11 protein-coding genes are annotated in these 12,394 nt (G+C 34.7%); 4 read left to right on the plus strand and 7 right to left on the minus strand.

Translation table 11 applies throughout. From position 1 onward, the window contains the following. Positions 1-120: 120 nt before the first annotated feature. Both AACZ92_RS03005 and AACZ92_RS03010 read right to left on the minus strand, forming a co-directional pair. Positions 121-1,158 carry a cysteine synthase family protein gene (locus AACZ92_RS03005; protein WP_339696987.1) on the minus strand — a complete coding sequence of 346 codons (1,038 nt, stop codon included), beginning with the start codon at positions 1,156-1,158 and terminating at the stop codon, positions 121-123. A 79-nt stretch (positions 1,159-1,237) separates the two neighbouring features. Next, a complete protein-coding gene (locus tag AACZ92_RS03010; protein WP_339696989.1) occupies positions 1,238-3,373 on the minus strand; it encodes a S9 family peptidase in 2,136 nt (711 codons plus the stop codon). A gap of 65 nt (positions 3,374-3,438) precedes the next feature. Between AACZ92_RS03010 and AACZ92_RS03015 the strand changes: the two genes are divergently transcribed. Continuing rightward, entirely contained in the window at positions 3,439-3,753 is a 315-nt protein-coding gene (locus AACZ92_RS03015; protein ID WP_339696991.1) for a YbaB/EbfC family nucleoid-associated protein, read from the plus strand. 59 nt (positions 3,754-3,812) lie between these two features. Here AACZ92_RS03015 and AACZ92_RS03020 read toward each other — a convergent pair whose 3' ends face one another. After that, positions 3,813-4,262, minus strand: a complete 450-nt coding sequence (locus AACZ92_RS03020) for a thioredoxin family protein (RefSeq protein WP_339696993.1) — start codon at positions 4,260-4,262, stop codon at positions 3,813-3,815. Between the two features lie 296 nt (positions 4,263-4,558). On the opposite strand from AACZ92_RS03020, the gene AACZ92_RS03025 reads away from it, so the two are divergent. After that, positions 4,559-4,879 (plus strand): YegP family protein, encoded by a 321-nt coding sequence (locus AACZ92_RS03025; protein ID WP_339696995.1) that lies wholly within the window; start codon positions 4,559-4,561, stop codon positions 4,877-4,879. A 55-nt stretch (positions 4,880-4,934) separates the two neighbouring features. On the opposite strand, the gene AACZ92_RS03030 is transcribed toward AACZ92_RS03025, so the two are convergent. Together AACZ92_RS03030 and AACZ92_RS03035 are read right to left on the minus strand one after the other, a co-directional pair. Beyond that, positions 4,935-5,957: a GntG family PLP-dependent aldolase gene (locus AACZ92_RS03030; protein ID WP_339696997.1), complete on the minus strand. Its 1,023-nt coding sequence runs from the start codon at positions 5,955-5,957 to the stop codon at positions 4,935-4,937. Positions 5,958-5,968: 11 nt separating this feature from the next. Beyond that, a complete protein-coding gene (locus tag AACZ92_RS03035) occupies positions 5,969-6,520 on the minus strand; it encodes a hypothetical protein (RefSeq protein ID WP_339696999.1) in 552 nt (183 codons plus the stop codon). 194 nt (positions 6,521-6,714) lie between these two features. Between AACZ92_RS03035 and prfB the strand changes: the two genes are divergently transcribed. Together prfB and AACZ92_RS03045 are read left to right on the plus strand one after the other, a co-directional pair. Next, a protein-coding gene (prfB, locus tag AACZ92_RS03040; RefSeq protein WP_339697001.1) for a peptide chain release factor 2 occupies positions 6,715-7,822 on the plus strand; the annotation gives its coding sequence in 2 pieces (ribosomal slippage) (positions 6,715-6,777 and positions 6,779-7,822; 1,107 coding nt in all). A 77-nt stretch (positions 7,823-7,899) separates the two neighbouring features. After that, complete coding sequence (locus AACZ92_RS03045) at positions 7,900-9,177, plus strand: chloride channel protein (RefSeq protein WP_339697003.1); 1,278 nt, start codon at positions 7,900-7,902, stop codon at positions 9,175-9,177. Between the two features lie 214 nt (positions 9,178-9,391). Here the strand turns inward: AACZ92_RS03045 and AACZ92_RS03050 are convergent, their stop codons facing one another. After that, entirely contained in the window at positions 9,392-11,155 is a 1,764-nt protein-coding gene (locus AACZ92_RS03050; RefSeq protein ID WP_339697005.1) for a hypothetical protein, read from the minus strand. A gap of 14 nt (positions 11,156-11,169) precedes the next feature. Next, complete coding sequence (locus AACZ92_RS03055; RefSeq protein ID WP_339697007.1) at positions 11,170-12,390, minus strand: DUF4249 domain-containing protein; 1,221 nt, start codon at positions 12,388-12,390, stop codon at positions 11,170-11,172. Positions 12,391-12,394: the final 4 nt, after the last annotated feature.

Genomic DNA, 12,394 nt, shown 5'->3' on the forward strand with positions numbered 1-12,394 from the left:
CGCAAAAATAGGGAAATTACTTCCCATAGCCATATTCTTTTTCTGAAGATATTGACAACTAATGAATATCCTATCCAAAAGTTTAAAAAGTAAGGTATTTTAAGGCCTAACCTTTAAAAGTTATTTTACTACCTGAACAGCAGCAATCTGCTCTACTTCAGTGTCCATAAAACCTTGTTGCTCCATCCATTCATCACTGTATATTTTACTCATATAGCGTGATCCGTGATCTGGAAAAATAACAACAATATTACTGTCCTCACCAAAATCGCCGTCCTCTTCCAACTGCTTTAAGCCTTGCATAGCTGCACCGCTTGTATATCCTGCAAAAATGCCTTCGGTTCTTGCTAACTCTCGTGCTGTATGAGCACTTTGGTCATCAGTTACTTTTATGAATTTGTCAATGGAGTTAAAGTCTGTAGCTTCTGGAATCAGGTTTTTCCCCAATCCTTCAATTCTGTAAGGATAAATTTCGTTTTTATCAAATTCACGGGTTTCGTGGTATTTCTTCAAAACCGAACCAAAAGCATCAATACCAATTATTTTGATGTCTGGGTTTTGTTCTTTCAGGAAACGAGCCGTACCAGAAATAGTACCTCCAGTACCACTACAAGCCACCAAATGCGTTATCTGTCCTTTTGTTTGATTCCAAATTTCAGGACCGGTAGTTTTATAGTGTGCTTCAATATTTAAACTATTGAAGTACTGATTAATATATACCGAACCTTCTGTTTCTTGATGCAATCGCTTAGCTACTTCGTAATACGAACGCGGATCGTCTGCTGGAACGTGAGCTGGACAAACATAGACTTGTGCACCCATAGTACGCAACATATCTATTTTATCTTTTGAAGATTTTGAGCTTACTGCTAAAATACATTTGTATCCTTTTAATATACTCACCATAGCAATACTGAAACCTGTGTTACCACTAGTGGTTTCGACAATTGTACTTCCAGGTTTGAGGATTCCTTTTTTCTCGGCTTGTTCAATTATATAAAGGGCAATACGGTCTTTTGAAGAGTGACCGGGATTAAATGCCTCTACTTTAGCAAAATAGTTGCCTTTCATGTTCGCCGTAATGTTGTTGAGTTTTATTAAAGGAGTGTTTCCTATTAATTGCAACACATTATCATGCGCCTGAATTTCTTCTTTCATAAAGGGAATTTTCGTTAGTAAAAGTCAGGTGTAATACCTTCATTTAAAAAACTAGGCAAAGTTACATTATTTTTTTTAATTACTCTTTAATGTTCTCTAAGTCCAGTATAAATGCATAGTCCATTGCTACTTCCTTAAGTGCTTCGAACCTTCCCGATGCACCACCGTGACCGGCATCCATATTTGTCTGTAGCAGTAATTTGTTTTTATCTGTCTTCATTTCCCTTAGTTTCGCCACCCATTTTGCTGGTTCCCAATACTGCACTTGCGAGTCGTGTAGCCCAGTTGTAACCAACAAATTAGGATACTCCTGCTTTTTCACATTATCATATGGTGAATACGATTTTATATATTCATAATAATCTTTCTCGTTCGGATTTCCCCACTCATCATATTCTCCTGTTGTTAATGGAATAGTATCATCGAGCATCGTAGTTACTACATCTACAAATGGTACTGAAGCAATTACTCCATTATATAGTTCTGGGTTCATATTTACAATAGCACCCATTAATAATCCACCAGCAGAACCACCTGACGCGTATAAATGGTCTGCAGAAGTATATCCTTCTTCAATTACATATTTTGAAGCGTCTACAAAATCGGTAAAGGTGTTTTTCTTTTTCAGTAGTTTTCCGTCCTCGTACCACTGTCTTCCTAAATATTCCCCACCGCGAACGTGTGCAATGGCAAAAATAAATCCTCGATCCATTAGGCTTAAGCGTACGGTTGAAAAATAAGGATCGATTGTGGAACCATAGGATCCATAAGCATATAAGAGAAATGGATTGCTGCCATCTTTTTTAATTCCTTTGCGAGACACTAACGAAATTGGAATTTTGGTGCCATCTTCCGCTGTGGCCCAAATACGCTTAGATTCGTAGTTATCTTTTTCGAACTTTCCGCCTAATACTTCTACTTCTTTCTTTACCGTCTTTTGGCGAGTTTTCATGTTGAAATCTACTACCGAAGCTGGTGTAATCAACGAATTATAGCCGTAGCGTAAAGTATCGGTTTCAAATTCTCGGTTTTGTATGGTATAGGCTGTATAGGTTTCATTATCGAACGGCAGATAGTAATCATCCGTTTCGTCCCAACGCATGATACGTATTTTATTTAAGCCGTTGTTACGTTCACTTACCACCAAATAATCTTTAAAGATGTCGATATCTTCCAACAACACTGTTTCTCTATGCTCTATAACATCTTTCCAATTTTCTTTCAGGGTTTTGTTTTCAGGTGTTTTCATCAACTTAAAGTTGGTCGCACCGTCTTTATTGGTTAGCACATAAAAGTCTGCTCCGAAATGTGAAATATTGTATTCTAATCCTCTTTCACGCGGTTGAAAAACTTTAAAAGTTCCATCTGGATTATCTGCTTCCAGAATTTGATACTCTGAAGTTAACGTGCTATTACTCCCAATTACGAGGTATTTATCAGATTTTGTCTTATATATATAGGTAATATACGTTTCGTCTTCTTCGGTATATATTAATTCATCGCTACTTGCTTCAGTTCCTCTTTTATGTCTGAAAATTTCATTAGAACGCAGCGTTTGTGGATCTTTTCGGGTGTAAAATAGTGTTTCACTGTCATTAGCCCACGTAGAGCCTCCAGTAGTATTCGCAATTGTTTCAGAAAGAATTTCACCTGTTTCTAAATTTTTGACATGAAGTTTATATTGCCTTCTACTTACCGTATCCACTCCAAAAGCAACCCATTTATTATCTGGGCTTACGTTTATTCCTCTCAAGTTATAATAGGAATGGTCCTTAGCCATATTATTTACATTAAACAAAATCTCTTCTTCTGCTTGTAAAGAACCTTTTTTACGAGCATAGATTGGGTAATCATTCCCAGTTTCAAAACGTGTAATGTAGTAATAGCCATTATAAAAATAGGGAACCGACTCATCATCTTCTTTAATTCGGCTTTTCATTTCTTCAAAAAGATCTTTCTGAAACGCTTTGGTATGTTCCGTCATCTTTTCATAAAAATCGTTTTCCCGTTCCAGGTAATCAATCACTTCTTCATTTTCACGATCGTTAAGCCAGTAATAATTGTCAACACGGGTATCACCATGCATTTCAAGATTCTTAGCAATTTTAGCAGCTTTAGGTGGGGTTATCTCCATATTCTCTTCGGAAGTTTTATCTGTTTTACAAGAAACGGCAAAAATAAGGCATACCATGGAAACAACTATAGGTTTTTTCATCTTTAAAAGGTTGATTATTACCTAAGCAAATTAGTAAATTTGTACCAAACCTAAAACAAAAAGTTATGTTCGGAGATATGATGGCTAAATTAAAAGAAGCCCAAGAAAAAGTAGCAGCAACTAAAAAACGCTTAGATACCGTTCTTCTTGATGAAGAAAGCAATGACGGATTATTAAAAATTACGATAACGGCCAATCGAGAAATCAAAAAAATTGAAATCGACGATTCTTTATTAGAAGATAAAGAGCAATTAGAAGATTATCTAGTTGTCAATCTCAACAAAGCTATTAAAAAAGCAACCGATGTTAATGAAGCTGAAATTGGTGCCGTTGCCAAAGAAGGCATGCCAAATATCCCAGGAATGGATATGTTTAAGTAATAAAAAAGAGCCTTGTAAAATTTTTACAAGGCTCTTATATACTGTTTTATCAATCTAGATTATATATGCTCTTCTAGAAAAGTAAAATGTTTACTAGTATCACGTGATGGACTATAACCTGAAATACTACCCACTTCATTCCCTTTTGGATTTAGCATTACTATTTTAGGAAACGTCTGTTGCTTATTATACTTACTAATTATCGTTTTGTTATAGTCTAGTTGTTCTTGGCTAAGTAAATCTACTTTTCTAGGATAGTCTATTACAACTAACACTAAACTTTCTGCTTTATGTCTAAACTCGGGACTTTCAAAAAAGTCTTCTTTGAGTTTTTTGCAAGGTGCGCACCAATCACTTCCAGTAAAATATATTAAAGTAGGTTTATTTAGCTCTTTTGAAAGGGTTTGTGCTTCTTCCAAATTAGTGTGCCAATTTAATTTACTACTCTTCATCTGTGCTGTTGCCATTGTAGTAATAAAAATAAATGCAATTAAGATAACACGTTTCATAGTCTTCTGTTGTTTTCAGTTAAAATAAGCACATATAATGCCAAATAAAAATAAACAACGTAGATTTATTATTATAAGTACTTGTTTTAACATTAATGTTAGTCAATTTTATAATATCTTTTAGGTATTCATCATTAATACTAGATTTTTAGCGCAAATATTATAACTGTTTTTTTCTGATGATTGATGTTAAACATTGATTAAAATTCTGTAATGAAATAGGTTATAACTTTAGAGTATGGTTTTTTTTTCGGATATTTAAGTACTTAAAACAAGTTTAACTATAAATAAGAAACATGTTCGAATTAAAGAAAAAAGGAGATCAATATCATTTCAACTTAAAAGCAAGTAACGGGCAAGTGATTTTAACTAGTGAAATGTATAACTCAAAGGCATCCGCAAAAAATGGAATTGAGTCTATTCAAAAAAATTGTGGCGACGATGCTCGTTATGAAAAGAAAACTGCTAAAAACGGAAAATTTCATTTCAATTTAAAATCCACAAACGGACAAATTATCGGCAGTAGCCAAATGTATTCTGCTGAAAGCGGAATGAACAACGGTATTGAATCTGTAAAGAAAAATGCTCCGGGAGCAGAGGTGAAAGAAGTTGAGTAAACATCTTTTTACTTTAAAACTAAAAAAAGCTCCTTATATAGGAGCTTTTTTTTAGTTACTTATATTGTCTCAAAACTTCCAAAAAACGCTTGTGCATCGCATTGGTATAATCCAAATGGGTTACTACACGAAGTTTTCCTTGTCCCATATTGCTTATTACAATGTCTTGATTTTGTAGGTCATCCATAAACTTTTCTTCGGAAAAGCCTTCATTCAAGTAAAAGATAACAATATTAGTCTCTGTAGGTTCTACTGTTGAAACGTAGGATTGCTTTCTTAAGGTCTCAGCTATTTCCGAAGCTTTTTTATGGTCTTCTGCTAATCGTTCAATATGATTTTCAAAAGCATATAATCCCGCTGCTGCCATAAAGCCTATTTGGCGCATACCACCACCTAACACTTTCCTAACGCGCATGGCATTTTGTATCAGTTCTTTTTTTCCAAGTAACAGCGTTCCTAATGGAGTACCCATTCCTTTACTTAAGCAAATGGTTAACGTATCAAATATTTTCCCGTAGTCTTTTGGGTTTTCTTTTTTGGCTACGATTGCATTCATTAATCTAGCGCCATCCAAATGCAGCCCCAAATTGTGTTTATCACAGACTTTTCGAATTTTCTTTATTTCTTCAAAAACGTAACACGCTCCTCCCCCTTTGTTGGTAGTATTTTCCAAGCAAACCAAGGTAGTCAATGGACTGTGGTAAAAATCTGGCGGATTGATGTTTTCTTCCACTTGTGCAGCGGTAATCATTCCACGATCACCATCAACCAATTTACAAGACACACCACTGTTAAACGAGGCGCCACCGCCTTCATAATTAAAAACATGCGCCCATTTATCGCAAATTAACTGTTCACTAGGCTGAGTATGTAGCTTTATAGCAGCTTGATTGGCCATACTCCCCGTTGGGAAAAAGAGGGCTTCGTCCATACCAAAAAGATCGGCTACATAGTTTTCTAATTTGTTTACGGTAGGGTCTTCTTTATACACATCGTCCCCTACTTCGGCTTCCATAATGGCTTGCAACATTTCTTTTGTAGGTTTTGTGACGGTGTCACTGCGTAGGTCAATTTTCATGCAGGTATATTTTATTGTCTTTTTAATTTATCTGCTGTTTCTGAAATTACAGCATCTATCATTTTATCTAGGGCAATTAATTTTAATTGCTGATTATACTCATAATTGAGATTACTTTGTTTAGAAGCGTTTGTTACATCAAACTCCTTAAACTTTTTTGTAAAGGTACCCATTGGCGTTGTAAAAGAAAACTTATGCGAACACGGATATACTTCTGTTCTTTGTGTTGGCACATTTTCAGGGTCTGCTACTTCGTATTCTTTAACCGAATTATTTTTAAGCGCTTCTTTATGCTTCAGAAAAAAATCAAATATATCGTTATCATTGATTTTCAATCTTTTAAAAGCACCGCAATTATCAGCTTTGGTAATATGGGTTACACCGTCTTTTTGCCAAAATAAATAGTATTCACTAAAATTTCCGCTGGTAAAACATTTTTCCTCTTTATTCATCGTAATAATTCGAGTATCCCCTAAACAGGTGCGATTAGTAAAGAAGTAATTTTCTACATTTTGATTATCTAATGTTTTAGTTATTTCAGAAATAATTGAATTCGGTTTCATTTCCGTATTTTTTTGGGCAATACTAATGGTACTTATAAGTACGGTAAGTAGTAAAAAGTAAGGTTTCATAACAAATTGATGTATTTGGTTAGTACGATTTAAAGTTATAAAAATAGGCTGAAATAATTTCCGCTTGCCGAGTTAAATCCTATTTTTGTTTTTCTGAAAGAAATTTTAAACAAACCAAACACTATATGATTACGAACGATCAACTCCAAGACCTTAAGGATCGCCTGGATTCTTTGAGGCAGTATCTTTGACGTAGCCGGAAAACGAATAGAAATACAAAACGAAGAAGAAAAAACTTTTGATCCCAATTTTTGGGATAACCCTCAAGAAGCCGAAGTATTTATGCGTCAACTTCGAAATAAAAAAAAGTGGGTAGAAGATTATGAAGAAGCCGTTAACTTTACGGAAGATGCCGAAGTAATTTACGAATTTTTTAAAGAAGGCGAAGGCGAGGCGGAAAACGTTGAAAACCGCTATGATAAAGCCCTAAAAGCCATCGAGTCGCTTGAGTTTAAAAACATGCTGAGCGAAGAAGGTGACGATTTAAGTGCCGTTTTGCAGATTACAGCCGGTGCTGGTGGTACCGAAAGTTGCGATTGGGCTAGTATGCTGATGCGTATGTACTTAATGTGGGCTGAAAAAAATGGGTTTAAAGTTAAAGAGCTTAACTACCAAGAAGGCGATGTAGCCGGGATAAAAACCGTAACACTCGAAATTGACGGCGAATATGCTTTTGGTTGGCTAAAAAGCGAGAACGGTGTGCATAGATTGGTGCGCATCTCCCCATTTGATAGCAACGCTAAGCGCCATACTAGTTTCGCTAGTGTGTATGTATATCCTTTGGCCGATGATTCTATAGAGATTGATGTAAGTCCTGGAGATATATCATGGGATTTTGCACGAAGTAGCGGCGCTGGAGGGCAAAACGTGAATAAGGTTGAAACTAAAGCTATTTTAACACACAAACCTTCTGGGATTGTTATACATAATTCTGAAACACGCTCTCAACTAGAAAACCGCCAAAAAGCCATGCAAATGTTGAAATCGCAGTTATACGAAATAGAACTTCGGAAACAACAAGAGCAGCGTGCCGAAATAGAAGACAGCAAAATGGCAATAGAATGGGGATCCCAAATACGAAACTATGTGTTGCATCCTTATAAGTTAATTAAAGACGTTCGTACTGGCCACGAAACTGGAAATACCGATGCTGTTTTAGATGGTGACTTAGATGACTTTTTAAAGGCCTATTTAATGAATAGTGGGCAAAAGGAAAAGAGTGATGAGCTTTAATAGTGTTCAGTACGCAGTTTTCAGTTGGCAGCGTCAATATCAATAAGCAGCAATTATTTTAAAATACAGTTCAAGCCATGAAACTTAAAAAAAGAAGAAAGCTTGTAGAATATGTAAACATACTAGACAGGCCTATTTCATTTAATCCTTTTCTATTTAGCCGAAATTTTTTACTGTGGGCACTGTTAGGATTACTGGGTGGCGTTATTGCAGGGGTGTATTGGATTGTTTTAGAGTTTTTAACTCATCAAATTGCTTTTTTTGAAGGCTGGCAAGTAATTCCGGCAATGGCAATATCTGGGTTATTGGCTGGTATTGTTATTCATCTTATTGGTGACCCCGGAGAAATACAGTTAATCGTCAACAACATTCGCTTTAATAAAGGAAAGTTGGATCCAAAGAATAATCCATCGATGATTCTTTCTTCCTTGCTTTGTGTAGCCTCTGGGGGAAGTTTAGGTCCAGAGGCACCGTTGGTACAAGTTACAGGATCTACTGGAACGTGGCTAGGGAAAGTTTTTCGCTTAAAAGGAGAAGACCGACGCTCATTAAGTATTGCTGGGATGGCTTCTGGTTTTACCGCTTTGTTTGGAGCACCATTAGGTGGAAGTTTGTTTTCACTAGAAATATTACACCACAAACACGCTGTAGAGTATTACAAGGCCATTATCCCTGCTTTTGTAGCAAGTTGCTTTAGTTATGTAGTTTTTGCTTTAATTATTCATTTAGGACTCGGCCCTACTTGGGAGCTACCCGCTTATGAAATGGAATCGACTTATGATTTTCTATTTGCTGTCCTGTTTGCTTGTTCAGCTGCGGTACTGGCGTGGTCATTTATTTTCTGCACTAAGTTTTTAAAGAATATTTTTGGAAAACTACACGTCCCCATCTATATAAAAACATTACTTGGTGGTATAATATTGGGGATAATTGCTTTTTACCTACCTATAACACGATATTTTGGACATCACGAAATAAACGAATTATTATCTAATGATTACTCTATTACATTATTAACTGCTATACTTATATTTAAAATTATAGCTATTTCAGTAACGGTTACTTCGGGTTGGCGTGGTGGTTTTATAATTCCGTTATTTTTTGTCGGGGCAACGTTAGGATTGTTAATACATCAAGTATTTCCTTCCGTAGATGTATCGTTGGCGGTTATTTGCTGTATGGCATCGGTTAACGCTTGTGTTACCCGAACCCCTATGAGTACTACTATTCTATTAGCTACATTAACTGGGTTTACTTATTTTATTCCTATTTTGTTTGCTAGCTTAACAGGCTATTTTTTAGCACCACGAATTCCTTTTATCAGTTCACAAATGGATAAAAAGGTAAAGGAATGATTTTGTTTGTGAGTAGTTTAAAAAAAAACAAAGAGAACAAAATGTAAAATCACATTTTAATTCTCTTTGCTATCATAATTCTTTAATGAGTATTATCTCTCTAAGTTCAATGGGTATATTCTCAGCTGTTTTAACTTTAGCACCCCAATTATGATTTTATAAATATAGTAATAAATTTTAAAATTAATGCGATCTTTTTAATTTTTTAACATAATTACCTTACAGTAAATGTTTTTTTTAGGAAAATAGGCTGTCCTTTTTCAGTGAAACCTTCCATTATAACTTCATAAACACCTGAAATATCTGAAGTATAGCAGGTAATATTTCTGCTAGATTCGTTAAATTCTAGTTCTGGCAACCAAAGTAATTGTCTTCTATAATCAGGTACACGTTGCGACGCTTCTGAGTTATCCGTGTTTGAATATACTTGTTTAAAATATTGTTTTTTTTGTTGAATGGGTACTATTTCAACTTGCTTAACATAATTCTTTAAAGGTTTTTCGTAAAAATCATCTTCAATAGTTTCCACAACCATTACCCCTTGAAAAGTTTGCGAACCATAATAATATTTATCTTGCATTATGGCTATGCTTTCTACTTTATTAGCATTGTAATCTATTAATGTTTGATGATCCTGTACAAAAAAACCATCTACTAGTAAAAGAACAGGGGCATTGCTGCGCAAGCTATTCTCCTTTTCTCTAATTGCAAAAGTACCTTTTCCGTTTTGCCAGTCTATCCAAGCATCGTTTACTATTTCCACCATGGTTTCTTTCATAGTAGGAAAACGAGTGTATTCGTCTAAATTGTAAATGGAACTCTTTTTTTTATAAATAGAGGTATGCGGTGGAATTGTCTTTACAGTATCTGGTTTTACACTGTAATATGCATTTTCAACCTGATTGTAAACACTGCGTTCTACAATCAGATTTTTCATTTCTGGTGTGATGTAAAAATGATTAAAATCTAATGTATCAAAACTTATGGAAGCTTCGTCGTTTACTATAATTTCAAAAGTATTATCAAAATCATTAAGTACTTGCAATGCTAGGGTATTGTTTGAATACGGTCTATCGATATTAAAATAGAAGTTCCCTTCAGAATCCACGTTAGATATTTCAAAAATAAAATTATCGCCCGGGATTGATAAGGCTATCTTTTGTTTTCCAATTTTCTGGCTTTCATCTTTAGTGCTTATTTTTCCCGTAAGGATTTCTCCTCTTAACTCTGGCACTATGAGCTTGTTTTGAGGTTTAAAGTTATCGGAAACTAGATTTGTATAATCTGTAGCATGTTTTAATGAGACATGCGCAACAGTATCTATTTTTCTAACCGATAATGAGTAATCTCCCTCCGGAAGTTCCCCTCTTTCACCTTTAAAATGTAGGATTACGGGGCTTCTTTTTGCATAGTTTTTTTTATCAGTAGTGATACTAAAGCTTGAATTATTGCTGCTATTATCAATAACATTCTTTGGTCTAGTCTCATTATTTAAAAGAGTATCATTCTTTTTTGTAAGTGTACTTTGATTTCCTCTATATGGATTAATAATAGTAATGTCTTGCTGAAAATAATTATCAGGACTTTTTGATAGCATGTTCATGGTATAGGAAACAATTTTATAATTTCCTGAAGGAATTGTAGTAGGAATAAAAAAATCGCTTTGTCCAATTCCTGAAACCAAAGGTATTTTATGTTTAAAGACCGATTCTTTGTTTTCATTAATTAATTCAAGGTACGCTACTTTACTAAGGGTACTTACATTTTCGGTTTTTGAATTGAGCACATACATTTTATAATACAAATACTCGCCCACAAAAAACAAAGACGTATTTAAATGTGTAAAAATATTTTCATTTGGTATTATTGATGTGTTGAAATGCTGGCTTGCATCACGATTACTAGTCTGTGCTTGCATAAAAGCAATTGTACCAATTGTGAAAAACAATAATAGAATATGTAAAATCTTTTTATTCATATATAAAAATTAAATTATTCTTCCCAAAAGTCTGGAACTACATTCGAACCAAATACAGTACAATCTATACAAGGTGTTTGAGCTATTAAATATGGGCCAAAACCTATTTCTCGGTTTCCTGGCCCTGTTGGTTCTAAAGCAAACTTTATTAGTCCACTTTCAATTTGATTTACTAAAAGCGGCAATTCTGGTCTTGTAAGAAGACAATCATCTACAAAAGTTCCTGGAGATTCATCTTCGGCAAATAAATCTGAATAGTTAAAGAAAAGTCTTTGTGAAGATACAGAAGCTACATTGAAAATTCCAATCACCTTTTCAGTGTCATTTTCTAGTGAAACAATATTTCCCTCGATAAAACCTGGCTGAACTTGAGAAAAAAGACTTTCTGATTCTGAAAAACTCTTTAATTTTTCATAAAACCGATACGCATCTCTTGAAATAGAACTTTGTTTTACCAAAACACTATATCGCTGCGAAATAATTGGATTTATACGTTCAATAAAACGCACTTCATATCTCGACAAACGGTCTTGAGCTAATAAGTTTGTCGATGCTAATAAAATTGATTTAGATTGTTTGGTAGCATAACAAACTTCTTCTTCTCGGGTTTTAGGTACAAGCTCCACTTCTGGAGGATTAAGACTAACAACTTCTAAATTTTGTGAAGCTCTTAAAGGTGATACTATTTTATAAGTTTCTTCATACTCAAAACGGTAATAGGTTTCTTTTTCATTCGGGTTGTAACTATCAACAAAAATTGAAACACCAGTATCTCCACTTTCGTTAGTTTCCCGTTCTACATATAAATCATCTATTTGGGTAATGCTTTCTAGCGTTGTAGGGCTAGAACCATAGCTTCTGCCATTGGTTGTTGTTATAGATAATTGATAGTCACGATCCAGCTGGGCAGCAAAAGTAGTAGTTGATTGGTAAATGCCAGGCATATCAGTTTCTTCAAAAGAATATTGATTCCCCATAGAATCGGTTACTAGTACTGTTGCATTACTTTCAGCCGAAGGTCCATCCTCTTCAAACTGAAATGTACGGCTCAATGTAATGGTTTGTAGTTTTGTTTCATTAGTAATGGTAGCTTCTACTACAAGAACACTTTCAAAGCTTTCTGTTTCAAAATCAATTTCTTCTACACACCCGTAAAGAAAAAAGAACGCTAAAATCACTGAAAAAAAAGTGACCTTCTTCAGTTTCAAAATTGTATGTTGTAATTTTACTTTCATTATA

This window comes from uncultured Marixanthomonas sp., assembly GCF_963974425.1.
Lineage (GTDB): Bacteria > Bacteroidota > Bacteroidia > Flavobacteriales > Flavobacteriaceae > Marixanthomonas.